Annotated in this window: 25 protein-coding genes; 4 read left to right on the top strand and 21 right to left on the bottom strand. The window is 67.6% G+C overall.

The genetic code is table 11. The features are described from left to right. Positions 1–127: 127 nt before the first annotated feature. Genes D3H34_RS06630 through D3H34_RS06620 form a run of 3 tightly spaced genes read right to left on the bottom strand, consistent with a single transcriptional unit; the run spans position 128 to position 3,194 of the window. Positions 128–1,282: an acyl-CoA dehydrogenase family protein gene (locus tag D3H34_RS06630; protein ID WP_119552647.1), complete on the bottom strand. Its 1,155-nt coding sequence runs from the start codon at positions 1,280–1,282 to the stop codon at positions 128–130. Further along, the gene (locus tag D3H34_RS06625) at positions 1,279–1,638 is read right to left on the bottom strand and encodes a lysozyme inhibitor LprI family protein (protein WP_286185485.1); all 360 of its coding nucleotides are present in this window, start codon (positions 1,636–1,638) and stop codon (positions 1,279–1,281) included. Before D3H34_RS06625 ends, D3H34_RS06630 begins: the two co-directional genes overlap by 4 nt. A 32-nt stretch (positions 1,639–1,670) precedes the next feature. Continuing rightward, positions 1,671–3,194, bottom strand: a complete 1,524-nt coding sequence (locus D3H34_RS06620) for a CoA-acylating methylmalonate-semialdehyde dehydrogenase (protein WP_119552645.1) — start codon at positions 3,192–3,194, stop codon at positions 1,671–1,673. A gap of 154 nt (positions 3,195–3,348) precedes the next feature. On the opposite strand from D3H34_RS06620, the gene D3H34_RS06615 reads away from it, so the two are divergent. Together D3H34_RS06615 and D3H34_RS06610 are read left to right on the top strand one after the other, a co-directional pair. After that, the gene (locus D3H34_RS06615) at positions 3,349–4,299 is read left to right on the top strand and encodes a LysR family transcriptional regulator (RefSeq protein ID WP_119552644.1); all 951 of its coding nucleotides are present in this window, start codon (positions 3,349–3,351) and stop codon (positions 4,297–4,299) included. Positions 4,300–4,324: 25 nt separating this feature from the next. Beyond that, entirely contained in the window at positions 4,325–5,494 is a 1,170-nt protein-coding gene (locus D3H34_RS06610) for a pyridoxal phosphate-dependent aminotransferase (protein WP_119552688.1), read from the top strand. Positions 5,495–5,498: 4 nt separating this feature from the next. On the opposite strand, the gene D3H34_RS06605 is transcribed toward D3H34_RS06610, so the two are convergent. From D3H34_RS06605 to D3H34_RS06590, 4 genes are all read right to left on the bottom strand, one after another. Continuing rightward, on the bottom strand, positions 5,499–6,563 hold the full coding sequence (locus tag D3H34_RS06605; RefSeq protein ID WP_119552643.1) for a DUF4241 domain-containing protein: 1,065 nt from the start codon (positions 6,561–6,563) through the stop codon (positions 5,499–5,501). A 12-nt stretch (positions 6,564–6,575) separates the two neighbouring features. Beyond that, a complete protein-coding gene (locus tag D3H34_RS06600) occupies positions 6,576–7,973 on the bottom strand; it encodes a CoA transferase (RefSeq protein ID WP_119552642.1) in 1,398 nt (465 codons plus the stop codon). Positions 7,974–8,079: 106 nt separating this feature from the next. Next, complete coding sequence (locus D3H34_RS06595) at positions 8,080–8,718, bottom strand: 3-oxoacid CoA-transferase subunit B (protein ID WP_119552641.1); 639 nt, start codon at positions 8,716–8,718, stop codon at positions 8,080–8,082. Between the two features lies 1 nt (position 8,719). Next, positions 8,720–9,523 carry a CoA transferase subunit A gene (locus D3H34_RS06590; protein ID WP_119552640.1) on the bottom strand — a complete coding sequence of 268 codons (804 nt, stop codon included), beginning with the start codon at positions 9,521–9,523 and terminating at the stop codon, positions 8,720–8,722. 110 nt (positions 9,524–9,633) lie between these two features. Here D3H34_RS06590 and D3H34_RS06585 point away from each other — a divergent pair, with 110 nt between their 5' ends. Further along, a complete protein-coding gene (locus D3H34_RS06585) occupies positions 9,634–10,200 on the top strand; it encodes a LuxR C-terminal-related transcriptional regulator (RefSeq protein WP_119552639.1) in 567 nt (188 codons plus the stop codon). Here the strand turns inward: D3H34_RS06585 and D3H34_RS06580 are convergent. Continuing rightward, a complete protein-coding gene (locus D3H34_RS06580; protein WP_119552638.1) occupies positions 10,187–10,660 on the bottom strand; it encodes a GNAT family N-acetyltransferase in 474 nt (157 codons plus the stop codon). The two genes, D3H34_RS06585 and D3H34_RS06580, sit on opposite strands and share 14 nt — an antisense overlap. A gap of 189 nt (positions 10,661–10,849) precedes the next feature. Here D3H34_RS06580 and D3H34_RS34205 point away from each other — a divergent pair, with 189 nt between their 5' ends. Next, positions 10,850–10,996 carry a hypothetical protein gene (locus tag D3H34_RS34205; RefSeq protein ID WP_167481131.1) on the top strand — a complete coding sequence of 49 codons (147 nt, stop codon included), beginning with the start codon at positions 10,850–10,852 and terminating at the stop codon, positions 10,994–10,996. 25 nt (positions 10,997–11,021) lie between these two features. Here D3H34_RS34205 and D3H34_RS06575 read toward each other — a convergent pair whose 3' ends face one another. From D3H34_RS06575 to D3H34_RS06515, 13 genes are all read right to left on the bottom strand, one after another. Further along, a complete protein-coding gene (locus D3H34_RS06575; RefSeq protein WP_119552637.1) occupies positions 11,022–11,987 on the bottom strand; it encodes a Bug family tripartite tricarboxylate transporter substrate binding protein in 966 nt (321 codons plus the stop codon). A 46-nt stretch (positions 11,988–12,033) separates the two neighbouring features. Further along, positions 12,034–12,414: a VOC family protein gene (locus tag D3H34_RS06570; RefSeq protein WP_119552636.1), complete on the bottom strand. Its 381-nt coding sequence runs from the start codon at positions 12,412–12,414 to the stop codon at positions 12,034–12,036. After that, positions 12,411–13,394, bottom strand: a complete 984-nt coding sequence (locus tag D3H34_RS06565; RefSeq protein ID WP_119552635.1) for a hydroxymethylglutaryl-CoA lyase — start codon at positions 13,392–13,394, stop codon at positions 12,411–12,413. The genes D3H34_RS06570 and D3H34_RS06565 overlap by 4 nt, the downstream gene beginning before the upstream one ends. After that, on the bottom strand, positions 13,391–14,563 hold the full coding sequence (locus D3H34_RS06560; RefSeq protein WP_119552634.1) for a CaiB/BaiF CoA transferase family protein: 1,173 nt from the start codon (positions 14,561–14,563) through the stop codon (positions 13,391–13,393). The genes D3H34_RS06565 and D3H34_RS06560 overlap by 4 nt, the downstream gene beginning before the upstream one ends. 118 nt (positions 14,564–14,681) lie before the next feature. Further along, on the bottom strand, positions 14,682–15,455 hold the full coding sequence (locus D3H34_RS06555) for a magnesium transporter CorA family protein (protein WP_119552633.1): 774 nt from the start codon (positions 15,453–15,455) through the stop codon (positions 14,682–14,684). Then, positions 15,455–16,153, bottom strand: a complete 699-nt coding sequence (locus D3H34_RS06550) for a phospholipase D-like domain-containing protein (protein WP_119552632.1) — start codon at positions 16,151–16,153, stop codon at positions 15,455–15,457. The genes D3H34_RS06555 and D3H34_RS06550 overlap by 1 nt, the downstream gene beginning before the upstream one ends. Further along, the gene (locus D3H34_RS06545) at positions 16,153–21,420 is read right to left on the bottom strand and encodes a DNA repair ATPase (protein WP_119552631.1); all 5,268 of its coding nucleotides are present in this window, start codon (positions 21,418–21,420) and stop codon (positions 16,153–16,155) included. Before D3H34_RS06545 ends, D3H34_RS06550 begins: the two co-directional genes overlap by 1 nt. Positions 21,421–21,432: 12 nt before the next feature. Further along, on the bottom strand, positions 21,433–21,978 hold the full coding sequence (locus D3H34_RS06540; protein ID WP_119552630.1) for a TFIIB-type zinc ribbon-containing protein: 546 nt from the start codon (positions 21,976–21,978) through the stop codon (positions 21,433–21,435). An 11-nt stretch (positions 21,979–21,989) separates the two neighbouring features. Beyond that, entirely contained in the window at positions 21,990–24,158 is a 2,169-nt protein-coding gene (locus tag D3H34_RS06535; protein WP_119552629.1) for a flotillin family protein, read from the bottom strand. A 57-nt stretch (positions 24,159–24,215) separates the two neighbouring features. Beyond that, positions 24,216–24,860 carry an OB-fold-containig protein gene (locus D3H34_RS06530; RefSeq protein ID WP_119552628.1) on the bottom strand — a complete coding sequence of 215 codons (645 nt, stop codon included), beginning with the start codon at positions 24,858–24,860 and terminating at the stop codon, positions 24,216–24,218. 42 nt (positions 24,861–24,902) lie between these two features. Next, positions 24,903–25,265 carry a hypothetical protein gene (locus D3H34_RS06525; protein ID WP_119552627.1) on the bottom strand — a complete coding sequence of 121 codons (363 nt, stop codon included), beginning with the start codon at positions 25,263–25,265 and terminating at the stop codon, positions 24,903–24,905. Next, entirely contained in the window at positions 25,262–25,984 is a 723-nt protein-coding gene (locus D3H34_RS06520; protein WP_119552626.1) for a PspA/IM30 family protein, read from the bottom strand. Before D3H34_RS06520 ends, D3H34_RS06525 begins: the two co-directional genes overlap by 4 nt. A gap of 12 nt (positions 25,985–25,996) precedes the next feature. Continuing rightward, positions 25,997–26,413, bottom strand: coding sequence for a YjfI family protein (locus D3H34_RS06515; protein WP_119552625.1), 417 nt, complete (start codon positions 26,411–26,413; stop codon positions 25,997–25,999). Positions 26,414–26,535 lie beyond the last annotated feature (122 nt).

Here is a 26,535-nt window from a genome sequence, read left to right as displayed (position 1 = left end):
GAAAGAGAAACCCCAAAGGATACGTGCGCGGAATACCGCGGAACCGGCTTTGCCGGGCCGCTGGTATTGCCCCCTGCAAGGGGGTTGGAGGCCACACGAAGTGGGCAAGCCTGGGGGTGTGCCTTGTTTATCGGATATCGCTGTCGCCTTCCAGCAATTTTCGCGCAACGATGACGCGCATGATTTCGTTGGTGCCCTCGAGGATCTGGTGCACGCGCGCGTCGCGCACCAAACGCTCCAGCGGAAACTCGCTCAGGTAGCCGTAGCCGCCGTGCAACTGCAGCGCGTCGTTGCAGACGTTGAAGCCGGCATCGGTCGCGAAGCGCTTGGCCATCGCGCAATAGGTGCTCGCATCGGCATGGCCCGCGTCGAGCTTGCTCGCAGCCAGCCGCACCATCTGCCGCGCGGCGACCAGTTCGGTCGCCATGTCGGCCAGCTTGAACTGCAGCGCCTGGAAGCTCGCGATTGGCTTGCCGAACTGCTGGCGCTCGTGCAGATAGCGGCGCGCCGCGTCGAGCGCACCCTGCGCCGCGCCCACCGAGCAGGTCGCGATGTTGATGCGCCCGCCATCAAGCCCCTTCATGGCGATGCGAAAGCCCTCGCCTTCCTTGCCCAGCAGGTTCTGCGCGGGGATGCGGACGTTGTCGAAGTTGATGGTGCGCGTGGGCTGGCTGTTCCAGCCCATCTTGTGCTCCTTCTTGCCGTAGCTGACGCCCGGCGCATCGGCCGGCACCGCGAAGGCCGAGATGCCGCTCGCGCCCGCACCGCCGGTGCGCGCCATCAGCACCAGCACGTCGGTCGAGCCGGCGCCCGAGATGAAGGCCTTGCCGCCGTTGATGACGTACTCGGCGCCCTGCAGTTCGGCGCGCGTCTTGAGCGAGCCCGCGTCGGAGCCCGCGCCCGGTTCGGTCAGGCAGTACGACGCCAGCTTGCGCCCGCTCGTGAGGTCTTCGCCCCACTGCTGCGCCACTGCGTCGGTGGCCCAGGTGCCGAGCATCCACGTGGCCATGTTGTGGATCGTGATGAAGGCCGTGGTCGAGGGATCGACCGCGGCCATCTCTTCGAACACCAGCGCCGAATCGAGGCGCGGCAGGCCGAGGCCGCCAATGCGTTCGGGCGCATACAGGCCACAGAAGCCCAGTTCACCCGCCTTGGCGATAGCCTCGCGCGGAAAGGTGGCCTCGGCGTCCCACTGCGCGGCGTGCGGCGCGAATTCGCTCACCGCGAAATCGCGCGCGGTCTGCGCGAAGGCGTTCTGTTCTTCGGACAGTTCGAAATTCATTGTTGGCGACCCTTCCAGAGATCAAGTTCGGCGGTGCGTTTGCGGGTCGATTTTTCCAGACACGAATGGAACACCAGCGGCCAGATCGAGCCGCCCTCGTTCGCTTTCGACGCCCGCTTGCAGGCTGGGTCGCGGCCCTTGAGCCAGGTCCGCTGCTCCGTGCGCAGCGCCACGCGCATCTGCGGCGAGAGCGTCTTCATCACCTCGCCGTAGCGGATGTTGAGCGCGGCATCGGCCGCGCGGAAGTCGCGCAGCGCGCAGTCATTCATCTGCTGCTGGTTGCCGTCGGGCTTGCAGTCCAGCGAGCTCGCCTCATCGGCCGCCTGCGCGCCCTTGGCGAGCAGAAGCAGCAGCACGGCCGATGCCGCGAGACCGCGGAACGCGTACCTCACTTGAGGCTGATCGTCGTGTTGACGCCCTGGCTCACGGTGCTGTCGTCGAACCAGCGTGCCGTGACAGTCTTGGTCTGCGTGTAGAACATGATGACCTGCTTGCCGTACGGGCCCAGGTCGCCCAGCTTGGAAGCGCGCGAACCGGTGAACGAGAACATCGGGACCGGCACCGGGATCGGCACGTTGATGCCGACCTGGCCGACGTCGATGTCTTCCTGGAAGCGGCGAGCGGCGGCGCCCGACTGCGTGAAGATCGCCGTACCGTTGCCGTTCGGGTTGCTGTTGATCAGGTCGATGGCTTCGTCGATGGTCTCGGCATCGGCGATGCACAGCACGGGGCCGAACACTTCCTGTTCGTAGATCGTCATGCCGGGCTTCACGCCGGTGAAGATCGTCGGGCCGACGAAGTTGCCCTTCTCGTAGCCTGGCACCGTCGGCTTGCGGCCGTCGAGCACCAGCTTGGCGCCGTCGGCTTCGCCTCGTTCGATGAGGCTGTTCACGCGGTCGTACGCTGCGCACGACACCAGCGGGCCCACGTCCACGCCCTTCTCGGTGCCCGCGCCGATCTTCAGCGTCTTGGCCTTCTCGATGAGTTCGGGCACCCAGTTGCGCGCCTCGCCCACCAGCACCGCGACCGACACGGCCATGCAGCGCTGGCCCGCTGCACCGAAGCTGGCACCAGCCAGTGCATTGAGCGTCTGCTCCTTGTTGGCGTCGGGCATCACGATGGCGTGGTTCTTCGCGCCCATCATGCATTGCGCGCGCTTGCCGGCCAGGGTGGCGCGGTTGTAGACGTGCGTGCCGACCTTGGTCGAGCCGACGAAGCTGACCGCCTTGATGTCCTTGTGGTCGCAGATGCCGTTGACGATGGCTTCGCCGCCGTGCACCACGTTCAGCACGCCCGGGGGCACGCCGGCTTCGAGCGCCAGTTCGCACAGGCGCATCGTGACCATGGGGTCCTGCTCGGAGGGCTTGAGCACGAAGGTGTTGCCGGTGACGATGGCCATCGGGAACATCCACAGCGGGATCATGGCCGGGAAGTTGAACGGCGTGATGCCGGCGCACACGCCCAGCGGCTGCAGCAGCGTGTAGGTGTCGACGCCGTTGGCCACGTTGTTGGCCAGCTCGCCCAGTTGCAGGTTGCCGATGTTCGAGGCGTGCTCGACCACTTCGAGGCCGCGGAACACGTCGCCTTCGGCGTCCGGCAGAGTCTTGCCCTGCTCGGCCGTGAGGATCGCGGCCAGTTCGCCCATGTTCTCGCGGATGAGCTGCTGCAGCTTCAGGAAGATGCGGGCGCGCGCGCCGATGGGGGTCTTGCGCCAGGTCTTGAAGGCTTCCTTGGCGGAGTCGACAGCAGCGTCGAGCTCGGCCTGCGTTGCGAAGGGCACGCGGGCCAGCACCTGCTGCGTGGCCGGGTTGACCACGTCGCGCCATTCGGTGGTCTTCGATTCGACGAATTTGCCGCCGATGAGCAGCTTGACGGTGGCGACCTGGGTCGAGGGGGTGGTGGTGGCGTCCATGAGGGTTTTGTCTCCAGTGAATACGGGTGCCGGCCGGGCCGGTTCAGTCGTGCATCCTAGCTTTGCAGATTTGCCATGACAATAGACAAATATGCGTCATCGCTTTGCAAAAATGCAAAGCCCCGCATGACCCTCCACACAAGGCCGGACGCACATGGACTGGGACAACCTGCGCTACTTTCTCGAACTTGCCCGCTCGGGCACGCTGATGAGCGCGGCGCGCCGGCTGGAGGTCGACCACACCACCGTCGCGCGGCGCATCCAGGCGCTCGAAAAGGAGGTCGGCGCGCCCCTGTTCTCGCGCGAGTCCGGCGGCCACCGGCTCACCGAGGCGGGCCGCCGGCTGCAGCCGCAGGTCGAGGCGATGGAAAGCGCCTTCCAGGCCGTGGAGAGCACCGCGCCCGCTTCGCAGGAAGGCCTGTCGGGCCTGGTGCGCATCGGCGCCACCGAGGGTTTCGGCACGGTGGTGCTGGCGCCACAGCTTGCGCTGTTCGCACGGCAGCACCCCAAGCTCACCATCGACCTGCTCGCGATGCCGCGCCTCGTGCACCTGTCGCGGCGCGAAGCCGACATCGTGATCTCGCTCGAACGGCCGGCGCGCGGGCCGGTGGTCGTCACCAAGCTCACCGACTACACGCTGCGGCTGTACGCGTCGAAGCAGTACCTCGCCGCGCACAAGCCCATCCAGACCCGCGAAGACCTGCGCGGCCACACCTTCATCAGCTACGTGGACGACCTGCTGTTCAGCAAGGAGCTGCAGTACCTCGACGAGCTGCACCGCCCCGACAGCTTTGCGCTGCGCAGCACCAGCGTGCTGGCGCAGCACCGGGCGGTGGTGGCGGGTGCGGGCATCGCGGTGCTGCCGGCGTTCATCGCGCAGGACGACGGCGCGCTCAGGCCCGTGCTGCCGGACGCAGCGAACTTCACGCGCACCTTCTGGATGTCGATGCCTGCAGAGACCAAGCACCTGGCGCGCATGCAGACGGTGTGGAACTTCCTGCGCGAGACGGCGCAGGCGCGCCAGGCGCTGTTGCTCCTGCCCGGCCCCGGCGAAGAGAATGGCGCGGCACAGCGCCCGGCCCGCTCGCGCAGGCCGCCCCCGTAGTCCGTTCACGGAAATGGAGCCGCCCATGCCACGTCACCGTCCCGCGCGCCTCGCGCACATCGCCGGCATCGGCGTCGACCGCATGGGTGCCATCGCCGACGACGCAGACGGCCCGCCGTTCCTGCGGCTGGAAAACCTCGATGTCGACATCCCGCCCGACGCCGAGGCCATCGCCCGCACCGTGCGTGCGGCCTCGGAAGACTCGGACAACAGCTACCTGCCCTTCGTCGGCCAGTCGCGGTTGCGCGAGGTGGCGGCGCGGCATGTGTCGGAACTCTCGGGCGTGGCGTACGACGGCGCGCGGCAATGCGTGATCTCCGCGGGCGGGCTCTCGGGCATCCTCAACGCGCTGCTCGCGACGGTCGAGGTGGGCGACGAAGTGCTCGTGACCGACCCGACCTACGCCGGTCTTCTCAACCGCATCCGGCTCGCAGGCGGCACGCCGAAGTACGTGCCCTTCCGCTTCACCCCCGGCGGCGAGTGGAAGCTGGACCGCGAGGCGCTGGCAACCGCAGTCGGCCCCCGCGTGCGCGTGATGCTGCTGATGTCGCCCTCGATGCCGACGGGCGGGTACTTCGACGCCGACGACTGGCGAGCCATCGCCGCGCTCTGCGTGCAGCACGACCTGACGCTGATCCTCGACACGGCCATGGAGCGCCTGCTGTACGACGGCCGCCAGGTCATCCACCCCGCCGGCCTGCCCGGCATGGCCGAGCGCACGATCACCGTGGGCTCGTCGGCCAAGGAGCTGCGCATGATCGGCTGGCGCGTCGGCTGGACCGTGGCGCCCGAAAGCTACATGCCGGACCTCGTGGCCGTCTCGCTCGCGAACGTGGTGGTGCCGGTGGGCATCGCGCAGGACGCGGTGGCCACGGCGCTGGCGCAATCGGCGCACACGCTCGCGCCCTACGTGAGCGAGCTGGAGCGGCGGCGCGACACCGTGCTCGAGGAACTCAAGGGCCTGCCGGTCGGCGTGCCCGCCGGCGGCTGGTCGCTGCTGCTGCGCACGAGCGATTTCGGCATCGACGGGCAGACGCTCTCGGAGCGCCTGCTGACCCATCGCGTGTGCGCCACCGCCATGAAGGGCTGGGGCGAGACGCATGGCGCGCAGTACCTGCGCTTCGTGTTCTCCAACGAGCCGGTGGAACGGCTGCGCGGGCTCGGCGACAAGGTGCGCGCGGCGCTGGGCGCCTGATCCCTCAGGAAAAGAGCCGCTTCAGGAACCCGGGCCTGGGCGCCGGCGCCGCGGGTGCCGCCGCTTTTTCCAGCAGCGCGATGAGCCCGTCCACGCGCGGCTTCTTGAGCTTGCGCGCGTAGTCGATGTAGCTCTCGTCCTCGTCCATGCGGTAGAACCGCGGCGGCATCGGCAGTCCCTGCACCGCCGCCAGCAGCAGGCGCAGCGCGTCGAGCTGGTTCATTCGGATGGCGCTCGTGATCGCCGTTTCGCCCAGCGAGGGAACGATCTCGTTGGCCTGCGCGAGGCCGTCGTCGAGCAAGGGCTGGATCGCCACCGCATCGCCTGCGATCGCCGCCGCGCCCAGCGCCTCGAGCGCCGCCAGCTTCTCAGGCGAGAGACTGGCCAGGTAGGCATCGCTGCGCTTGTCGTCCTCGTCGCGCGCGTCGCCGCCCTGCATGGTCATGAAGTCGGTCACCAGCGCCACGGGCGCGCCCACCGCGTCGAGCGCCCAGAAGCTCGGGTAGCTGCCGTCGCCCCAGCCGGCGCTGAAGGTCACGATGTTGTTCGCGCTGCCCGCGCCCAACGGATAGTGATTGGCCCTGCCGCTCTCGCCCATTTCCGCGTCGAGCACGTCGTCGAAGTAGCTGATGTATTCGGGGTTGGCGGACTCGCGCGCCTCGCGCTCGGCCATGGCCTTGGCGCCGTCGACATCCATGAAGCAGCCGACGCCGGCATCGACCGGATAACCGTAGAACTCGTCGCTGCCGAGCTCGTCCTGCGATTGCCCGTCGAGCAACGCCGCTTCCCAGCGCAGATCGCTCGCCTGCAGGTCGCCTCGCTCGCGCAGCCACAGCACGGCCAGCGCGTGGCGACCTCCGCTGTGCAAGACCTCGACGGGGAATGCGCCCCGCCCGCTCACGCTGCGAACGAAGGGTTCCCGCTGGGGCTGCACCAGCGGATCGCAGGCCACGATGCGGCCGCTCGTGATGTTCAGGGTCCCGCAGGATTCCCGCTGCAGATGCCGTGCGCGCAGCGTGTCGTCGTCGAGAAAAATGCTCTGGAGGTTGTCGATGTCGAGATAAGCCATGCGCCCAGTTTCTCATCCCCCGGCAACGGCGGGCCACACCGGCGGATGGCTCCCCGGTGGCATCGACGGCCGCGGCCAGGCCGCCGGCGTGCGCGACAACTGCGCGCCGTGGCGCAGCGCCGCCAGTTCGCCGAAGCCCGAGGCCGACGTCTCCACATACGGCTCGACCCCGGCCCGCGCGATCGACAGCCCGCCCGGCACACGCCCCAGCCCGCGCAGCCACTGCCCCGTCTGCGCCAGCGACACCTGCACATGCCAGCTGCCGCCCTCCTGCTGCTGCCGCCACAGCGCCGCCGCGGCGCCGAGGGCGATCAGGTAGCCGCTCGCCTCATCGAGGATCTGCATCGGCATCGGGCGCGGCTTGCCGTCACCGGCGGCCTCGCCCTCGGCATGGTTGAAGCCCATCGCCGTCTGCACCAGCGAGTCGAAGCCGCGCCGCCCGGCCCAAGGCCCCTGCGTGCCGTAGGCCGTGAGCGAGACGCACACGATGCCTGGCCGCTCGCGCGCCAACGCCTCAGGGCCGAAGCCCAGTGCCGCGATACCGCCGGGACGGTAGCCCTGCACGAAGACGTGCGCGTCGGCCGCGAGCCCGCGCAGCACGGCGCGGCCTTCGCCGGTGCACAGGTCCACATGCGTCGAGAGCTTGCCGCGGCTGGTGTCGGCGATCGATTCGATGTTCGGGAGGTTCGGTGAGTTGACCAGCATCACGTCGGCACCATAGGCCGCCAGCGCGCGCCCACCGACCGGCCCGGCGAGGATGCGCGTGAGGTCGAGCACGCGCAGGCCTTCGAGCGGGCGCTGGTGCTCGCGCAACGGCGGCAACGCGCGCGGCGGAGCCTCTCCGATGCGCTCGATGGTGAACAGCGGCTGCGCCGCCACGGCCTGACCTTGCGGCGAGGCATCCCATTCATCGAAGCGGCGCAGCGCGGTGGCCACCAAGCCTTGCGCTGCGGCGGCATCCTCGAAATCGCGCGCACGCCAGCCGGCCATTGCGGCCTCGGCATCGGCGCGCGTGGCGGTGGCCGGATCGAGCTGCATCAAACGCAGCGCGCCTTCGCGGTGGTGCTTGAAGTTCGCATGGATGCGCACCCAGCCGTCGACGCAGCGGTACATGCCCGAGAAGGTGTCCCACAGCTCGGGCACGCGGCCGTCGAGGCTGAACCAGCCCGTGCAATCGAGCGCGGCGTGCAGCGTGTCGACAGCCACTTCCTGACGCGCCACACCGCGCCGGTGCCCCAGCTCGCACGCCGCCAGCGCAGCGGCGGCGATGCTCGCCTGCGCCGCGAGGCCGACCGCGAAGGACGACGGCAGCACCGGATCGGCGCCCGTGAGCCGCGCAAAGGCCAGCGCCTCGGCAGGCAGACCCGCCAGTTGCCAGAGCCCGGCCAGGACTTCTTCACTCGTTGCCATGCGTCAACCTTTCGGGGAAAGAGGAAGGAAAGAAGAAATGAAAAAGGCAGGGTCCGCTTGCGCGGCCCTGCCTTGGTGTGTCGTTGCGTGCGCGACCTTGTGCCGATTACTGGATCAGCTTGGCGCCCGTCTTCGCCTGCAGCGCATCGAAGCTCACGCCCGGCGCCAGCTCGATCACCTTCAGGCCTTCGGGCACGACGTCCATCACGGCCAGGTCGGTGATGATGCGGTCGACCACGCCCACACCGGTCAGCGGCAGCGAGCACTGCTCGAGGATCTTCAGGTCCTCGGTGCCGTCTTTCTTCTTGGCGACGTGTTCCATCAGCACGATCACGCGCTTCACGCCGGCCACGAGGTCCATTGCGCCGCCCATGCCCTTGACCATCTTGCCGGGGATCATCCAGTTGGCGAGGTCGCCCTTGGCGCTGACCTGCATCGCGCCCAGGATCGACAGGTTGATCTTGCCGCCGCGGATCATCGCGAAGCTGTCATGGCTGCCGAAGATGGCCGAGCCGGGCAGCGTGGTGACGGTCTGCTTGCCGGCGTTGATGAGGTCGGCATCGACGTTGTCTTCGGTCGGGAACTGGCCGATGCCGAGCATGCCGTTTTCGCTCTGCAGCCAGACTTCCTTGGTGCCGGTGTGGTTGGCCACCAGCGTCGGAATGCCGATGCCGAGGTTGACGTAGAAGCCGTCTTCGAGTTCTTGCGCGGCACGGGCCGCCATCTGGTCTTGGGTCCAGGGCATCTCAGGCTCCTTCTTTCTTGTTGACGGCCTTCACGGCTGCTTCGCTGCCTGCGGCTGCGGCCTGGGCGATGGCGGTCTGCGCCTCGACCTTGGCGGCGGCGGCATCGACCGATGCGCTCACGGTGCGCTTCTCGATGCGCTTCTCGGGCGTGGCGTTGAGCACCAGGCGGTGCACGTAGATGCCCGGCAGGTGGATGTCGTCAGGGGCCAGCTCGCCCACCTCGACGATCTTCTCGACCTCGACGATGCAGACCTTGCCGGCCATGGCGGCGGCCGGGTTGAAGTTGCGGGCCGTGAGGCGGAAACGCAGGTTGCCGGCCTTGTCGGCCACGTCGGCCTTGACCAGTGCCACGTCGGGCACCAGCGAGTGCTCCATGACGTAGGTCTCGCCATTGAATTCGCGCAGCTCCTTGCCTTCGGCCACTTGCGTGCCCACGCCGGTCTTCGTGAAGAAGGCCGGGATGCCCGCGCCGCCGGCGCGCAGCTTCTCGGCCAGCGTGCCCTGGGGCGTGAATTCGAGGGCCAGTTCACCGGCCAGGTACTGGCGCTCGAACTCCTTGTTCTCGCCCACGTACGACGCGATCATCTTCTTGATCTGGCGCGTCTCGAGCAGCTTGCCGAGACCGAAGCCGTCGACGCCCGCGTTGTTCGAGATGACGGTGAGGTTCTGCACGCCGGAGTCCTTCAGCGCGTCGATCAGCGCTTCGGGAATGCCGCACAGGCCGAAGCCGCCGACCGCGAGCGTCTGCCCGTCGGCCACGACCCCCTTGAGTGCCGCGTCTGCGGAGGGATAAATCTTGTTCACTCGGGCTCCTTGATGGGTGGTGGAGAGTGGGTGGGAAAGGCTTCAACGATACTACGTACCCGCATACGTAGTATTTCGTAATGGTGACCCCCGATGCCAGAGATCGCCTGATGCCTGAAATCGACTATCGACTGGCCTTCGAGCACGCCCCCGTCGGCATGGTGGTGTCGAGCAACCGCACCATCGTCGCCTGCAACCAGCGCGTGTGCGAGATCTTCGGCGCCCAGCCCTCCGCGCTGGTCGGGCATTCGTTCAGCATCCTGTACCCCAGCGTGGCCGAGTTCGAGCGCATCGGCAAGCGCATGGAGCCCTTTCTCAACGCCAGCGGCCACTACGCCGACAACCGCATGATGAAGCGCCTGGGCGGCCTGCACGGCACGCTCGCCGGCGAGACCTTCTGGTGCCACGTCACCGGCCACGCGATGAACCGCGCCGCACCACACGAGGCCGGCATCTGGACCTTCGAGGACCTGGGTTCGCGCCGCGCCGTGAAGGCCGAGCTCACGCCGCGTGAGCGAGAGGTCGCGGCGCAGGTGATGCGCGGGCTGACGTCCAAGGAGATCGGCAAGGCGCTCGGCATCAGCCACCGCACGGTCGAGCTGCACCGCGCGCGCCTCATGCGCAAGTACGCGGCGGCCACCACCGCGGAGTTGGTTCAGAAGCTCATTGCGGGCTGACGAGCCAAAGCTCCATCCGCAGCATGTCCCGCAGCGGAATCCCGTTCTGCTTCGTCGCCCGGCCCCAGCGGCGCACGAAGTAGTCGAAGTCGACCCCGACGATGCGAAAGCCGAAGCGCTGGTAGAACGCCAGCTCGCGCAGGCTGCTGTTGCCCGTGCCGACTTCGAGCCGGTGCGCGCCGCGCTGCGCGGCCAGCGTCTTCGCCTTGCGCAGCATCGCCGTGCCGATGCCCTGGCCCTTGTGCGACTCGGCCACGGCGATGTTCATGATCTCCCAAGTGTCGGCGCGCGTTTCCATCAGCACCATCTGGCCGACGACCTCGCCGGCCTGTTCGGCCAGCCATTGCTCGCCGCGCTGCAGGTATTTCTCGATCTCGGGACGCGGGCCGTCCGCGTCGAGCAGGAGCGGCCAGGGCACCGCATCGGTCGGGGTGGCCCTGCGTATCTTCAAACCGGTCATGTGTGTGTTTCGGGCTTTCCTTTGCATGGCCCGATTCTGAGTTCTGAGCAGAAGTTCCACGCCAGAGCCCCCGGATCGTTGCGAAAACGGAAACGCCGTGTCGACAAAAGCCATGCGTTGTCGCGCTGCCAGAGGCCTATCGTGGAACCCACGCGAACACATCGTTCGCCCCACACAGGAGCAGACACCATGTCCACACCCCTTCATTCCGAGAAGAACCTCCTTCAGCAGACCAGACTGACCGTTGCGCAGGCCCGCGCCCTGGCCGGGCATCAGGTGCCCGTGGCACTCGGCCTCGCGGCGGTGATCCTGTCCGTGCTGGGCGTCAAGCCCTGAGCACCGGGGCTGGATCGCGCCGGGCTCAGTCCGGCTTGATGTCCGCGCCCTTGATCACCTTCGACCAGGTCGCCAATTCCTGGTCGACGAACTTGCCCAGCGCCGCCGGGTCCATGTAGGTCGCGAAAGCGCCCTGCTCGTCCATCTTCTTGCGGAAGGCCTCGCTCTCCACGATCTTGCGGATCTCCGTGCTGAGCTTGTTCACGACCTCCGGCGGCGTCTTCGCCGGCGCGAACACGGCGAACCACGACTCGACCTCATAGCCCGGCAACCCGGCCTCGGCCGAGGTCGGCACATTGGGCATCGAGGCATGCCGCTTGCTGCCGGTATAGGCCAGCGCCTTGATGCGCCCACCCGCAAAGTGGCCGATGACCGACGGCGGCGTGGTGATGAAGATGTCGACATTGCCCGCCACCAGGTCGTTGATGGCCGGCCCGGAGCCCTTGTAGGGCACGTGCGTGGCCGGCTGCTTCGTCTGGCGCGACAGCAGCTCGCCCGCGATGTGCTGGATCGAGCCGTTGCCCGACGAGGCGTAGAAGAGGCCGCCCTCCTTCTTCCGGCCGTATTCGATGAGCTCCTTCATCGAGTTCACTGGCAACTTGCCGCTCACCGCCACCACGTGGGGCGCGCGCATCACCATCGCCACCGGCACGAAGTCCTTCGTCGGGCTCCAGCGCAGGTTCGGGTACAGCGACGGGTTGCCGACGTGGTAGCCCGAGTACTGCATGAGCAGCGTGTAGCCGTCGGGCGCGGCGCGGGCCACGAACTCGGTGCCGATGTTGCCGCTGGCCCCCGGCTTGTTGTCGACCACGACCGGCTGGCCCAGAGCGCGCTGCAGCGGGTCGGCGACCAGCCGCGCCATGATGTCGGTGGAACCCGCGGGCGCGGTCGGCACCACGAAGGTCAGGGGTTTCGAGGGCCAGGTGTCTGCGTGCGAGGCGGCAGCGGCCAGCGCAAGGCAGACCACGAGCAGGCGGTGAACGGGTTTCATGGGTTTGTCTCCGGTGGTTTTATGGACTGTCTTCAGGCTGCACGCGTCAAGGCGCCAGCTCCGAGATCTCGATGAGATTCAGGTCAGGGTCGCGCACATAGACCGAACGGATGCGCGACGTGGCCCCCGTGCGCATCACCGGGCCCTCGACGATCGGCACGCCCTTTTCGCCCAGCCGCGCAACGACGGCATCGAGCGGCACGCTGGCGATGAAGCACAGGTCGAGCGAGCCGGGCGTGGGCACCTCGGCCTTGGGCTCGAACTCGTGGCCTTTCACATGCAGGTTGATCTTCTGCTGGCCGAAGCGAAAGGCCTTGCGGCCGGCGCCGAAGACTTCCAGCGTCATGCCCATCGTCTCCACGTAGAAACGCACGCAGGCGTCTTCGTTCGCGGTGGTGAGCACCAGGTGATCCAGGTGGTCGATCATGCGTTCTCCTTGTGAAGCAGGCGCGCGTTCGCGCGCTCGACGATCTCGTTGAAATCCGCTGGGCGCGCATGCCGCGTGAGCCGATGCCCGGCACGCGAGACCTGACCCGGCAGCTCGTGCTCCACGAGCGCTTCCAACTGGGCCGCGGCACCGATCAACCCATCGAGGTCCATGCCGGTGTCATAGCCCATGCACTGCAGCATGTGGACCACATCCTCGGTCGCGACATTGCCCGTCGCGCCCGGCGCATAAGGGCAACCGCCGATGCCGCCCAGCGACATGTCGAGCCGATGGATGCCCGCCTCGACAGCGGCGATGGTGTTCGCCAGGCCCATGCCCCGCGTGTTGTGAAAGTGCGCCGTCCAGTCCAATGCCGGATACCGCCCGCGCACGGCCTCGCAGACCGCCTGCACCTGCACGGGGTGCGCCATGCCGGTGGTATCGCACAGCGTGATGCCATGCACGTCCAACCCGGCGAAGCGGTCGATCCAGCCCTGCACGGTCTCCAGCGGCACGTCGCCTTCCATCGGGCAGCCGAACACGCAGGACAGCGACACGTTCACCGGCACCTTCGCCTCTTTCGCCAACGTGATGACCTCGGCCAGTTGCGCGAACGACTGCTCGCGCGTCATCCGCAGGTTGCTGAGGTTGTGCGTCTGGCTGACCGACATGACGACGTTGAATTCGTCGATGCGGCTTTCCAGCGCGCGCTGCGCACCGCGCACATTCGGCACGAGTGCGGTATAGACCACGCCCGGCTGGCGCACGATGCGCTGCATCACTTCTTCGCCGTCGCGCAGCGCGGGAATCGCCTGGGCCGAGGTGAACGAAGTGACTTCGATCTTGGCGTAGCCGAGCGTGCCGAGCCGATCGATCAGCGCGATCTTGTCGTCGGTGGGAATGAAGCGGCTTTCCATCTGGAAACCGTCGCGCGTGGCGACTTCGTTGATGCGCAGCCGCGTGCTGTTGCCTGTTTTCATGCGGCCTCGCTTTCCTTGCGACGCGCGGGCCAGCCTTCGCGCTTCAGGTCTTCCGTGTGTTCGCCAAGACGCGGCGCCGCATGCGCGATGCGCCCCGGCGTGGCACTGAGCTTCGGCACCACGCCCGGCACCTTCAGCGGTACGCCGTCGGAGCCACGCGTCTGGACGATCATCTCGCGCGCCAGGTACTGCGGATCGCTCGCGATGTCGGCCACGGTGTAGATGCGCCCCGCCGGCACGCCGGCCGCGTCTAGCACCGCCAGTGCTTCGTCGCGGCCGCGCTGCAAGGTCCACGCCTGGATGGCCGCATCGATCTCCTCCACGCGCGCGACACGGCCATCGTTGTGCAGCAACTGCGGATCGTTCTCCAGGTCCTCGCGACCGATGGCCCGCATCAGCCGGCGAAAGATGCTGTCGCCATTGCCGGCCACCAGCACATAGTGCCCGTCGTTGCAGCGATAGGCATTGGTCGGTGCGATGCCGGGCAGCGCACTGCCGGCCCGCTCGCGCACCGCGCCGAAGGCGTCGTATTCAGGCAGCAGGCTTTCCATCACGTTGAACACCGACTCGTACAGCGCCACGTCGATGAACTGCCCTTCGCCACCGTGCACCGTGCGGTGGTGCAGTGCCGTGAGCACGCCGATCACGCCGTGCAGCGCGGCCAGCGTGTCGCCCAGCGAGACGCCCACGCGCACCGGCACCCGACCCGGCTCGCCGCTCAGGTAGCGCAGCCCGCCCATCGATTCGCCGAGCACGCCGAAGCCCGGCTTGTCGCGATACGGGCCGGTCTGGCCGTAGCCCGAGATGCGCAGCATGATGAGCCGCGGGTTCAGCGCATGCAGCTGCTCCCAACCCAGGCCCCAGCCTTCGAGCGTGCCGGGCTTGAAGTTCTCGATCAGCACGTCGGCCTCGAGGGCCAGTGCACGCACCGCCTCCTGCCCTTCGGCGCTGCGCAGGTCCAGGCACACCGAGCGCTTGTTGCGCGACTGCACCTCCCACCACACCGAGGTGCCGTCCCGCAGCAGCCGCCATTTGCGCAGCGGGTCACCGACGCCGGCGGGCTCGACCTTGATCACGTCGGCGCCGAACTCGGCGAGCGTCTTGCCGGCGAACGGGCCGGCGATGAGCTGGCCGAGCTCCAGCACCTTCAGGCCTTCGAGTGCGTTCATGTCTGTCTCTGTCTCCAAGTGGGTGGCCCCCACTCTAGAAACAGATCGCGATGAACGGAATTGCTCTGACGGCAGCAGGGCTTCGCGAAACGCGAAGGCCGCGCGATGCGCCCTGCTGCTACTTCTTCTTCAGCGTGGACGCGGGCTTCGCCGGGACCGACGGCTCAGCCGGCGTCTTCACCCAGCCGCGCAGCATCACGCCCAGGCAGATGCCGGCCGCGAAGACGAGCCAATACACCCAGGACGGCAGGTTCTCCACCCCGCTGTGCAGGTTCATGCCGAAGGCTGCACCGATGGCCATCAGCGGAAAGGTCAGTGCGGCGATGGTGTTGAGCTTGTGCTGCGCACGGCTCATCTCGATGGCGGAATGCGCTTGCGCCTCGGCGGCGCGTGCCAGCCGGTAGTCGAGCGACATGCGCGTGTCGGCCAGCAGCAGCTCGAAGCCGCGTGCGATCTCCACCGCGAGGTCGCGCTGGTCGATGAGCATCAGGTCGTCCTTGACGGCATCGCGCGCGGCCTGCAACGTGTCCTGCATGTTCCGTGCGGCACGGGTGAGCGGGATCAGCGGGCCGAGGATCTGGAACAGGTCTTCCGAGGTCTCCGCGGCCTGGTGACGGATCTCGAAGGTGCTGAACGCCACGCGGTAACTTTCGAGCAGCTTGGCGAGCGCCCGCTCGCCGGGGTTGTTGCCCTTGTGCAGCCACGCGCCGTCGGGCTTGCGCAGGAACACCACGGGCTTGCGCTCGGCGCCGGTACCCGAGGGCGGCTCGTGCAGGATCACCATCAGGTGGTCCTGCTCATGGATGATGCGCTGCGCGCCGTAGGTGCTGCCGCCCAGCCGCTGCTGCATCGCGGGGGGCAGCTCCCAGTCGTAGTCGATTCGTCTTGGCATCAGGTGGCCTGCAGTTCTTTCCACAAGGTGTCGAACTCGTCCGCGAAGCGGCGCACCAGTGGTGGGTCGTTGCTCAGCACCAGGTTCTCCTCGTTGTACTCGCAGGCGCTGCGGGTCCAGTTGTAGCTGCCGTTGAGCAGCCGCGCGCCGTCGAAGAGCGCGAACTTGTGATGCATGTGGGCGTCGGTGCGGTCCACCGCCACCGGGATGCCGGCCGCGCGCAACTGGCCGACATCGCTGCCGCGGTCGAACTCCTTGTCGTTGTCGGTGACGAAGCGCACCGTCACGCCGCGCCGGTGCGCCGCCAGCACCTCGGCGGTGATGCGGTCGTCCGACAGCGTGAACACGCACAGGTCGATCGCGCGCTTCGCCGTCCGCACTTGCTGGTTGATCGCCTGCAGGCAGGCCGTGCCCGGGCTGAAGTAGGCCTGCGAGCGTACCGTGACGCTGTCGGGCGAGCGGCCCGTATCGATCGCGCGCACCACGCCCTCGAGCCACTTGAGCAGCGACAGCTGCTCGGGGTCGGCGGTGCGCGAGCGCACCAGGTCGAAGGCTCGGTTGCGCAGCTGGCGCAGGCCGTCTTCGGGCGGCGAGGCTTCGCGCAGGGTGTGGACCAGCACGCGGCGCTCGTCGTCGCTCAGGCGCGCATCGGTCATGGTGGCGTCGAGCTGGGCCAGCAGTTCGGGCAATGCGGACATCAGTGATCCTTGTCGGCTTTGGGCGGATGCGGCGGAGGGGATGCGCGCTTGGACACGGCCCGCGTGGCCTGCACTTCGGCGGCAAGGCGCTCCATGTCCTGCTTGATCGAACGGTCGAGTTCGAGCCGGCGCTCCGTGGCGGTCACCAGCGGCAGGATCAGTTCGCGGTAGGTCACGGCGATCTGCAGCATCGCGTCGGCCAGGCGCTGGCTTTCGCTCGGGCCCTCGGCCTGCACCACGGGCTCGGGCTTGAGCGCATCGACCGCGCGCGCCACGTCGAGCATGCTGCTCGCGATGCGCTGGCTGCCGTCCACGTCGGCGCCGCCGAGCTTGCGCTGCCGTACGAATTCGTCGCAGATGGCGGTCCAGCGTTCGCTTTCTTCCGGCGTCGGGCTGCCGAGCAGCTGGGCCAGTCGCAGCAGGTTTTCCTCGGCGCCGGTGGTCAGCGTCTGGGCCTCGCCGCGGTAGTGGTCGCGCAGCAGCGCGTCGAGCTCGTCGTCGCGCATCAGCGGGGTGATCTTGCCCGCGAGCTTGGTCATGTTGCGGTAACTGCCCTGCAGCTTGAACGGCGGCGCGGTGCGGTAGCTCTCTTGTTGCGCAGCCGATGCGATGTACGCGAGGTTCACCTTCAGCAGCAGGTCGCGTGCGCGGAAAAGGCGTTGCAGCAACGCCTTGATCTCTTCCAGCTCGACCGAGCTGTAGGCATGCGACAGCGCGCTGCTCGGCACGTCGTGGCCCTGGGCCATCTTCACCAGCAACTGCACGTCCTTCGGGTCGCGCGAGGCCAGCGGCATCAGCGTGGGGTTGGACGTGAGGCTGTTCTCGATGTACGAGAGCGCGAACGCCGCCTCGCGGCCCGAGAGCACGTCGCCCAGGTTGTAGATGTCGGCGCGGTTGGCCAGCATGTCCGGGATCTTGAACACGTCGCCCGACTCGGTGTACGGGTTGCCCGCCATCACGATCGCGAAGCGCTTGCCGCGCATGTCGTAGCTGCGCGGCTCGCCGTTCCACACGCCCTCGATGCGGCGCGTGCCGTCGGCCAGCGCGATGAACTTCTGCAGGAACTCGGGGCTGGTGTGCTGGATGTCGTCCAGGTACAGCATCACGTTGCTGCCCATGGCCAGGCCCAGGTTGAGCTTTTCGAGTTCCTGGCGCGCGGCGCTGTTGGGCGCATTGGCCGGGTCGATGGCCGTCACGCCGTGGCCCAGCGCCGGGCAGTTGATGCGCACGAAGATCAGCCCGAGGCGGTCGGCCACGTATTCCATCAGCGTGGTCTTGCCGTAGCCGGGTGGCGAAATCAGCAGCAGCAAGCCCATGCGGTCGGTGCGGCTGCCTTCGCCCGCCGAGCCGATCTGCTTGGCAAGGTTGTCGCCGATGATGGGCAGGTAGAGCTCGTCGATCAGCTGGTTGCGCACGAAGGTCGAGAGCGGCTTGGCCTGAAACTGGCTGAGCTTGAGCCGCGCCTTCTCGCGTTCGAGCAGCTCGTGGCGCAGGCTGTGCAGCGCCTCGTAACCCGGCACCGCGTGCGCGGTGTGGAACAGGAAGCGGCGCCAGAAATCGTTGAGGTTCAGCGTCAGGCGCCCCTCCCCCACGCGTGGATGCTCGCCGCGCAGGCCTTCGACCGTGCGGTCGAGCGCCGCATTGACGCGGGTGCGCTGCAGCGGCATCGCCAGCACGCTGGCCGCATCGTCGATCCAGTCGACCGATTGGGGCGCCTGGTGCGTGGTGTAGGCACGCACCCAGTCACGGGCCAGGCGCCAGCGCTCGGCCGGCGGTGCGGCGTCGAGGTCGTGCTGCCACGCATCGCGCCGGCCGCCGCGCTCCAGTTCGCGCAACAGCGCCGCCGCCAGGTCTTCGCCCGCGCCCGATACGGCCCAGGTCTCGCCGCCGTGCTCGCTGGCCAGTTCGCGCACGAGGTACGCGGCGGCCTGGTCGCACAAGGTGGTCACGCGGCCGTCGTGCGCGTCGCGCTCCTCGTCGCTCGCGGTGCCAGCCTGCGGCAGCAGGTCGGGCACCACATCGCGGGCGAAATGATTCAGCGCGCGTGCGATGTCGGCTTCGAGCTGCTCGAGCGCATCGCGCCGGCCGAACAACGACAACATCTGCATCGCGGCACGCGCGCGGCGCAGCATCGATTCACGGTGCGCGATCAGGTGGCCGTGCTGCCAGTAGAGCAAGGCCAGCGCGCGTTCGGTCGGGCCCCAGGCCAGCAGACCGGCCTGGTCCTGCATGCCGACGAGCGCGCCCAGCAGGCGCATCGCGTCGTCGTCGTGGATGCCCTTCTGGTAGCCCTCCTGATAGCGCGCCGCGGCGAAGCGGCGGACCATGTCGAGCAGCTGCGGATGCAGCGGGTCTTCGGCCAGCAAGGTGAGCACTTCGGCCCAGCTGCGCTCGGTCTTTCCGTCGAGCAAGGCCTCCAGCAAGCGGCCGGCCAGGTACTCGGCACGCGACAGCTCGGGCGTCTCCGACACCAGCGACTGGTTCCAGTAGCGCTGCAGCGGCAGCAGCCGCGGCTCGTCGACCGGGCTCTGGTAGTCGGTGCCCGTCACCCGGTAGGCCATGCCCTCGTCGCGGGCCACCAGCGTCAGGTCGACCGGCTGGCGATGCACGGTGAAGGCGTGTCGGCCCAGGCGCAGCGTGTCGCCGCCCTCGCTCACCAGCTCGCGCTTGTCGCGGATGGAGCGCAGGGCCTGGTCGCGCGCGGTCTTCAGGCGCGTGTCGAGCTCGTCGGCCTGCACCGCAGCACCCAGCGTGCGCAGGTCGGCGATCAGCGTGTGGAGCTTGCCGATCATCGGATCGGCAGCGAAGTAGCTGTGGACCTGCGTCAGGTCGCCGAATTGCGCGATGCGGCGCGGAATACCGTCGAGGATGCGCCCCGCCGCATCGACCACGCCCTGTGCGCGGCGCTGGCGGGCTTCCACCAGGCTCTGGCGGCGCGCGGACAGCGCTTCGTACACGGTCTCGCGCTTCTCGGCGATGTCGGCCAGGAAATCTTCCTGTTCGGCGAAGCGGCCTTCGATTTCCTCGAGCTGGGCCAAAAGGCGCGTGAGCGCGTCGTCGCATTTCTCGGGCGTGTCGGCAAACTCCAGCGCGTTCTCGACCGCCTGGCTGAAGAGCTTGAACTGCGCGCCGAACTCCGCGCGCGCCTCTGTCGCCCCCAGCGACTTGCGCCGTGCGCGTGCATCGGCACGCATGCGGTTGATGTCCGCGTAGATCAGCGAGATGCGGTCGAGGATCGAGGTGCGGATCACCGCGTCGCCGCCCGGCAGGCTGCCCAGTTGCTCGGTCAGCAGATCGAGACCCGCGGCCTGTTCATCGAGCGTCGCCAGCATCTGGCCAAGCGCGGGCGAGGTGCCCAGGTGGGGTAGTTCGAGCGCGAGCTTGTCCAACGCCTGGCGCTGGCCATTGAAGGCGGTGTCGGCCGCCAGGAACTGCATCGCGCGCTCGCCGATGCGCTGCTGCTCGGCCTCCAGCGCCGCATCCATGGCGGCGATGCGCGGCAGGTCGGCGTAGCGCAGCTCCTTGAGCATCTGCAGCGCGCCGCGCCGCTCACGCAGACGCCCCAACGCCTTCACGAAATCGTCGGGTGCGCGCCAGAGCGTGCTGGCGATATCGACCATCAGCGCGTGCTGCTCGTCTTCCGCGCGCGCCAGTGCGCGTGCGGTTTCGCGGCGGATGGTGTCGACCTTTTCGAACTCGGCCAGCGTGCTGCGCGCCACCTCGGCGATGCTGCGCAGCTCGCCCATGAGGCCGGCGGCCTCGGGCGCGTCGAGCCAGAAGTAGGCGTCGCTCACGCGGGTGCACTGGCGGATCAGGTCGTCGTAGGCCGCGCGCGTGGGCGCCTGTTCGCGCACCGCGCGGGCAATGCCCATGAGGTCGGACACGCCGCGCACCAGCTCGGCATTGCCGATCTTGCCGAAGAAGCCGGTGGCGGGCGGCTGCGCGCTCACGTGCTCTTCGCTGGCGAACGGCGTCTGCCACAGCTGCATGGGGTGCACGCGCGTGGGCTCGCCGTCGTCGCCGTTGAACACCAGGATGCGGCCGTCGGCAAAGCGCGCGTAGCCGTTGGCGATGATCGGCGTGGCGAGCTTCTTGTCGATCAGGTTGTAGTTGAAGAGCGCGTAGCGACCCGGCTTGCGGTCGTAGAAGATGTAGGCCACGTCCTCGCCGTTGGGCGAGCGCAGCATGCGCTTGAAGCGCAGGTTCTCCACCACCTCGCCCGGCAGGTCGAAGCGCTTGTGTTCGCCCGACTGCAGGTAGTAGCCACCGGGAAAGATGATGCCGTGGTCTTCGGGCAGCTGGACACAGGAGCCGCCGATGGCGTCGATGCGCTCGACCTGCTGCGTGCGGATGTTGAACACCAGGTAGCGCGTGACCTGCTCGCGGTAGGGCTTCACGCGCAGCAGGATCAGCATGCCGAGCTTGGCCCACGCGATCTCGGCATCGGTGAGCGACTGGCTCCTGTCTTCCACCGGCTCGCTGTAGATGCCCAGGCCGGTCTCGGTGTTGTTCTCGATCTTGATCGTGAGGTCGCCGCCCAGCGTCTCGACAAACACGGTGTCCAGCACGTTCACGTGCGGGTGCTTGCCGCCCACATGGTCTTCGCGGGTGGCGATGGTCCACTCGAAGTCGTGGCTCGCGGGCAAGGCGATGTCGCGCTCACCGCGGTTGTCGATGTAGCTGATGCCGCCGTCGCGTTCGATGGCCCAGCGGAACACGCGCACATCGTGCAGCTGTTGGCCGATCTGGAACGAGGCGAGCAGCTTGTCCTGTGTGACGCGCAGCTGCAGCAGCGTGGCCTGCTTGTAGTAGGCGTAGAGCTCGCGGAAATCGGAGACGAAGCGCGTGTCTTCCAGGAAGGTGCCGGCCAGCGGCACGGCCTGCAGCTCGTCGCTCTCGGTGGCGGCCTCGCCCGGGGGCGCGAGCCTGTACAGGCCGAACACGTCGCCCACGGCCGTTTCCTTGCGCAGGCCGATGAAGACGTTGTAGCCGAACAGCAGCAGGTCGCCGATGCGCACGATGTCGCGCGCCACGGCGTTGTTCTCGGTGCGCGCGCGGGTGCGCAGGATCAGCGCCTGGTCGGAGCGGCCGAACTCGGCCAGGCGCTGCTCGTTGAGCGCCTGCGTCTTCTGGAGCAGGCCCTCGCCCTGCGTTTCGAGCCGCTTCTTCAGCAGGTCGTAGCTGCCGCTGCCGGAAACCAGCGCTTCGGTCGGGTCGGAGGGGGCCTGGGCGCCGCTCGGCGCTCCGGTGTCGTCAGTGGATTGCATGGATGGGCGCGGTCAGTCCGCGCGCAGCAGTGCGAGCAATTCGTCGCGGTGAGGCTGGGTGTCGAGCCAGCCGCGGATGCGGTCCAGCTCGTCGATGCAGTCGTCGCCGTAGCGGCGGCGCAGCGCGGCGACGCGGGCCTCGCGCACCTCTTCGGTCTGCAGCCGGCGCTGCCAGCCGTCGGACAGCAGCTCGTCGAGCCGGTCGGCCAGGCCGCGGCTCACGAGGGCGCGCCACTCGCCCTGGTCGAACCAGAGGTTCTGGCAGGCCACGCAGCGGTCGATGCGGAAATCAGGCCCGGCGCTCACGCGCAGGCGCTGCATCAAGCGGTCGCATGCAGGGCAATGGCGCACGGCCGCCAGGTCGAACACCTCGATGACTTCGTCGTCGACCTCATGCGGCACGCGGTTCGGGTGGGCGACCTTCCAGGCGCGCCAGTCGTCCATCGCCATCACCATGCCTTGGCAGTCACCGCACTGCACGCCGAGCAATGCTTCGGCGAGGGCGACCGGTTGCATCGCGGCGTGCGCCGTGCAGCTGCACTTCAGGTTCGGGTTCATCGCGCACCCGATCAGTGACGGAAGGTGGAGATTAGGTTCTGCAGCGCCGACTTCTGGCTCTCGGTGCCGTCGCTGGCGATCCTGCTCATCAGCGAGGCAACGCTGAGGTTCTGGATTTCGCCCGACGAATTGCCCAGCGCGCCGACGATGTCGCGCAGGTCCTTCACCACATCACGCTCGCCGGAGAGCTGGTCCTTGAAGGCGACCTGCACGGCCTGGCTCTTGGAGATGACGCCGTCGATGCCCTTGCCCACGGAGAGCGAGCGCACGAAGCTGTCGAAGTAGTCGCCCTGCCCGCCCACGATGTCGATCTTGGCGTTGGCCAGCGCGGTGCCGAGCACCTCGGCCTGCTCCTTGGCGATGGACGTCTGCGCGTCGATGCCCTTGAGGGTCTCGATGTGCGACTTCTCCAGGCGCATGCGGAATTCTTCGTGGTCGCGGGTCTCGGGGCTCATGGACTTCATGGCCTCGAACTTCTCGTGCAGGCCCTTCGCCTCGGCATTGAAGCGCGCCTCGATGACCTGTGCATCGGCCTGGCCCGACTTGAGCGTGGCTTCTGCGTCGGCCGCGCGCACGTTGACGTCGGCGAGACCGAGTTTTTCCTTGCCGGAGGCCTCGGCCTCGAACTTGGCACGCATGCCGGCCGCCTCGGCCTGCGAACGGGCCTCGATGACCTGCGCGTCGGCCTGACCGGCCTTGAGGATCGCATCGGCATCGGCCTGACGCACATGCACGTCGGCCAGACCCAGCTTTTCCTTGCCCGAAGCCTCGGCTTCGAAGCTCGCGAGCTTGGCCTGGGCCGTGGCGATCTCGACCTTGGCCGCGGCAAGACCCGGTGCAGCGGAAATGGCTTCCACGCCTTCGGCTTCGCGCTTCTTCGATTCGGCGTCGCGTTCGGCCACCTTGAGCTTGGCCTCGGCCAGCGTGAGTTCCTCGGCCGCCTTGTGGCGCGCGCGCTTTTCCTGCGTCTCGGCCGCCTTCACGTCGAGCACCATCTTCTCTTCGGCCTGGCCCTCGGCCATGATGACAACCGACTTCTTGGTGCGCTCGGCTTCGGCCACCACGCGCAGTTCCTTGATGGCTTCTTCCTGCTCGGCCACGGTGCGCTCGACCACGATGCGCTCGCGGATCACGTCGGCGATGGCCTTCTTCTGCACTTCGACGGCCTTGTCCTTCTCGATGCGCTGCAGGGTCACCTCCTTCTCGCGATCGACGATCTCGAGGTCGCGGGCACGGATGACCTTTTCTTCCTCGATGGCCACGGCGCGCTTGCGGTTGTTCTCGGCCACTTCCCTCTCGCGCTGTACGTTCTCGTGCTGCACGGACACCGTCTGCTCCCCGAGCAGGCGCGCCGTTTCGGACTTGGTGAGTTCTTCCGCCCGGATCTTGGCCGTCTCGGCCTCCTCGCGGGCACGTACGCTGGCAATTTCGCGCTGCTGGCGCGCGGTGGCGTCGGCCTGCTGGCGCTCCAGTTCGAGCAGCGCTTCCTGCGTCTCGACGTTCTTCTTCTTGATCTGCATTTCCTCGTTGCGGCGCAGCTCGTTGGTGCGCACATGCTCGACCGCCGTCAGTTCGGTGATCTTCTTGATGCCCTGTGCATCGAGGATGTTGTTGGCATCGAGTTCCGACAGTGGCGTCTGCTCGAGGTAGTCGATGGCGGCGTCTTCGAGCACGTAGCCCGAGAGGTCGTTGCCGATCTGGCTGATGATCTCGTCGCGGAAGCCGTCGCGTGCCTGGTACAGGTCGACGAAGTCCATCGACTTGCCGACCGTCTTGAGCGCTTCGGAGAACTTGGCCGAGAACAGCTCTTCGAGCGTCTCGTGGTTCGAAGCCCGCGCGCAGCCGATGCCCTGTGCCACCTTCAGCACGTCGTCGGCCGTCTTGTTCACGCGCACGAAGAACTTCACCTTGATGTCGGCGCGAATGTTGTCGCGGCAGATCAGGCCTTCGTTGGCCGAACGATCGATCTCGATGGTCTTGACCGAGATGTCCATCAGCTCGGCCTTGTGGATGATCGGGTAGACCATGCGGCCGGTGAAGGTCACCTCGGGCTCGGCGCGCAGCGTGTTCACGATGAGTGCATGGCCCTGTTCGATCTTGCGATAGAACTTGGCGAACATCGCGAACAGGCCGAGGATGACGACGGCCAGGATGACCACGGCAAAGATGATGGGCTCCATTTTTTCTCCAGATGCTTTAAGAGCGAGCGAACGAATCGGGGTGAGGGATGCGCGCGGTCAGACGATGTCTTCGTGCGCCGCGATGAGGTAGCGCGCGGCCACCTCGTCGTATTCGAGGATGAGCGCGTGCGAGCCGCGCTTGAGGCTGTTGGGCGTGGGCGCCCAGACACGGATGTTGAGGCTGGCGCCGCGGCGCGCCACCTCGGCGCGGCCGTCTTTCTCGTTCACCGTGCCGGTGACAACGCGGCAGACCTGGCCCACCAGCGCCGCATTGCTCACGGCCGTGTGGCTCACGAAGAGGCCCTTGAGCGGACGGATCGCCACCGCCGTCACCGGAATCGCGATGGCCGCGCTGGCCACCAGCAGCACCGTGCCGGCCACCAGCTTGAGCACCATCGTCGGCACCAGCGGCAGCAGCCACTCGCCGCCCAGGCACGACAGCGTCCACGCCACCAGTACCAGCAGGCTCACGGCCACCGAGAACGGCACGCCGTTCAGGCCGAAGGCGACCACGTAGCTCGCGATCTGGCCCATGTCGCTGGTGTCGCCGTCGGCATGCGTCTGCAGGTCGACGTCGATCCCGCTGCTCTCGAAGTCGACCATGCCGACCACCGCGAGCACCCAATAGATCACCACGACGCCGAGCAGCACCGTGTAGATCGCGGTGGGGTACCCCGTCACCGCTCCCATGAAATCGCCCATTGATCCTCCCGCGTGCGGGTTGGTTGTTGTTCTCTTTTCTTCTTACCTGCCGCCCGGCTTCTTTGTTCCGGTGTTCTTCTTGTTCGCCCTGCCTGCAAAGGCAATCAGTTCGCGCGTGGCCTTCTCCTTGATGGCCAGGCGATCCTCGGGCGACAGGCCGTAGCGCGCCGCCAGGAATTCATAGTCGGCCGCATTCAGCGACACCGTGAGGCGCGGCCGCTTCGGCTTCGAGGTGGTCGCCAGACCCAGCACCTGCCGGATCTGGTCGGGCGTGGACACATGCTGCTCGAACGCCGCGGTGCGCACGGCCTCGAGCACCGCCTCTTCCACATCGAAGGCCACCTGGACCGCGCGTATCGCCTCGTCCGAGCCCTGCCAGCGAACCGGCTTGACCCGCACGGTCATTCCGAAACCGGCTTCGGCGGCTCGGACGGCTTGGCCTGACGGGCCCGGATGCGCTCCATCACCTTGCCGGTGCGGTCGGCGTCGTTGCCGATGCCCGCCGCTGCCAGCTTCTTTTCGAGCGCACTGTGACCGAACTCGTCTTCGAGCTGCTGGCCTGCCGTCATGCGATCGGCCAGGTCCTCGTGGCGCGAGCGAATGCGCTCCAGCGACTCGCGCGCACTGGCCAGGCGCGATCCGCCGCTGCCGATGTTCTCGGAGATCGACTGCGTGGCGCGGTAGACGCTCTCGGTGGTCTTGGCGATGCCGATCTCGCGCTCGTGCTCGCGGATGCGCGCTTCGGCCGACTTGATCAGTTCCTTGAGCCGGGACACCTGCAGCGCGTACGAGGCGTGGGCCTTGGCCTGCTCCTCGAGTTCCTGCTCCAGCGTGCCGACCTTGGCCGCCACATCGAGCGCCAGGCCTTCCTGCGTCTTGTTGAGGGCTTCGAGCGCCAGGCCTTCGTAGCGCGCGACCTCGCCCTTCAGGCGTTCGATCTCGCGGGCCGACTGCATCTCCTTGGCCATCACGCCGGTAAGGTCGCCCTTGGCCTTCTCGATGCTGTGCTTGGCGTCGATGATTTCCTGTTCGTAGATGCGCGTGGCGTTGCTGTCGATCACGCTCTCGCCGATTTCGCGGGCGCTGCCGCGCAGCAAGGTGACCAGCTTCTTGATGACTGTCATGGGAGTCTCCGCTTAGTTCAGGAAATCGGACAGGGCGTCGAGGGCATCGAGCGCGTTGTCGCTGAGCACGGCCACCTCGCGTGCGATGTCTTCCACGCTGGCATTGCGCCCGAGAGCCCCGGTGAGCACGTAGCGGCCACCGACGCGCCCGAAGGACGACAGCGGCACCGACGGATTGAGGTCGAGCAGCGATTCGAGCAGCTCGGTGCGCCGCGCGGGCTTCACGTCCTCTTCGGTCCAGAGGTAGCAGATGCAGATGATCTGCATCTCGGAGCTCGTGACGAAGATCGGCAGCTCGTCGCGCCCTTCGATGCTCACCTGGACCACCGGCGTGCTGCCCGGAATGGGCTGCAGCTGCACGGGCAGCCCGCCCATCGCCGCACCCGCCAGCGCATCGAGCCCCTTGAGTTGATCGAGCAGTGTTTGCATACCTCTCCTTTGGGTTGTCTACCGTTGGAAGCGCGCGATGCTTCGCTGGATTCACTATAGGTGCAGCGACATAACATGTCAAAAATCTTTTTGACCCGTGCGCATGACTTTAGGCACTGGCG

It is taken from the genome of Acidovorax cavernicola, from assembly GCF_003581445.1.
The sequence above is the reverse complement of the archived record's forward strand: the minus strand, read 5'-3'. Positions and strand labels throughout refer to the sequence as shown.

What these genes read in the sequence shown, in the direction of transcription:
- D3H34_RS06630 (WP_119552647.1), bottom strand. Translation starts at nt 1,282, where the DNA reads ATGAATTTCGAACTGTCCGAAGAACAGAACGCCTTCGCGCAGACCGCG.
- D3H34_RS06620 (WP_119552645.1), bottom strand. Translation starts at nt 3,194, where the DNA reads ATGGACGCCACCACCACCCCCTCGACCCAGGTCGCCACCGTCAAGCTG.
- D3H34_RS06615 (WP_119552644.1), top strand. Translation starts at nt 3,349, where the DNA reads ATGGACTGGGACAACCTGCGCTACTTTCTCGAACTTGCCCGCTCGGGC.
- D3H34_RS06610 (WP_119552688.1), top strand. Translation starts at nt 4,325, where the DNA reads ATGCCACGTCACCGTCCCGCGCGCCTCGCGCACATCGCCGGCATCGGC.
- D3H34_RS06605 (WP_119552643.1), bottom strand. Translation starts at nt 6,563, where the DNA reads ATGGCTTATCTCGACATCGACAACCTCCAGAGCATTTTTCTCGACGAC.
- D3H34_RS06600 (WP_119552642.1), bottom strand. Translation starts at nt 7,973, where the DNA reads ATGGCAACGAGTGAAGAAGTCCTGGCCGGGCTCTGGCAACTGGCGGGT.
- D3H34_RS06595 (WP_119552641.1), bottom strand. Translation starts at nt 8,718, where the DNA reads ATGCCCTGGACCCAAGACCAGATGGCGGCCCGTGCCGCGCAAGAACTC.
- D3H34_RS06585 (WP_119552639.1), top strand. Translation starts at nt 9,634, where the DNA reads ATGCCTGAAATCGACTATCGACTGGCCTTCGAGCACGCCCCCGTCGGC.
- D3H34_RS06580 (WP_119552638.1), bottom strand. Translation starts at nt 10,660, where the DNA reads ATGACCGGTTTGAAGATACGCAGGGCCACCCCGACCGATGCGGTGCCC.
- D3H34_RS34205 (WP_167481131.1), top strand. Translation starts at nt 10,850, where the DNA reads ATGTCCACACCCCTTCATTCCGAGAAGAACCTCCTTCAGCAGACCAGA.
- D3H34_RS06575 (WP_119552637.1), bottom strand. Translation starts at nt 11,987, where the DNA reads ATGAAACCCGTTCACCGCCTGCTCGTGGTCTGCCTTGCGCTGGCCGCT.
- D3H34_RS06570 (WP_119552636.1), bottom strand. Translation starts at nt 12,414, where the DNA reads ATGATCGACCACCTGGATCACCTGGTGCTCACCACCGCGAACGAAGAC.
- D3H34_RS06565 (WP_119552635.1), bottom strand. Translation starts at nt 13,394, where the DNA reads ATGAAAACAGGCAACAGCACGCGGCTGCGCATCAACGAAGTCGCCACG.
- D3H34_RS06560 (WP_119552634.1), bottom strand. Translation starts at nt 14,563, where the DNA reads ATGAACGCACTCGAAGGCCTGAAGGTGCTGGAGCTCGGCCAGCTCATC.
- D3H34_RS06555 (WP_119552633.1), bottom strand. Translation starts at nt 15,455, where the DNA reads ATGCCAAGACGAATCGACTACGACTGGGAGCTGCCCCCCGCGATGCAG.
- D3H34_RS06550 (WP_119552632.1), bottom strand. Translation starts at nt 16,153, where the DNA reads ATGTCCGCATTGCCCGAACTGCTGGCCCAGCTCGACGCCACCATGACC.
- D3H34_RS06545 (WP_119552631.1), bottom strand. Translation starts at nt 21,420, where the DNA reads ATGCAATCCACTGACGACACCGGAGCGCCGAGCGGCGCCCAGGCCCCC.
- D3H34_RS06540 (WP_119552630.1), bottom strand. Translation starts at nt 21,978, where the DNA reads ATGAACCCGAACCTGAAGTGCAGCTGCACGGCGCACGCCGCGATGCAA.
- D3H34_RS06535 (WP_119552629.1), bottom strand. Translation starts at nt 24,158, where the DNA reads ATGGAGCCCATCATCTTTGCCGTGGTCATCCTGGCCGTCGTCATCCTC.
- D3H34_RS06530 (WP_119552628.1), bottom strand. Translation starts at nt 24,860, where the DNA reads ATGGGCGATTTCATGGGAGCGGTGACGGGGTACCCCACCGCGATCTAC.
- D3H34_RS06525 (WP_119552627.1), bottom strand. Translation starts at nt 25,265, where the DNA reads ATGACCGTGCGGGTCAAGCCGGTTCGCTGGCAGGGCTCGGACGAGGCG.
- D3H34_RS06520 (WP_119552626.1), bottom strand. Translation starts at nt 25,984, where the DNA reads ATGACAGTCATCAAGAAGCTGGTCACCTTGCTGCGCGGCAGCGCCCGC.
- D3H34_RS06515 (WP_119552625.1), bottom strand. Translation starts at nt 26,413, where the DNA reads ATGCAAACACTGCTCGATCAACTCAAGGGGCTCGATGCGCTGGCGGGT.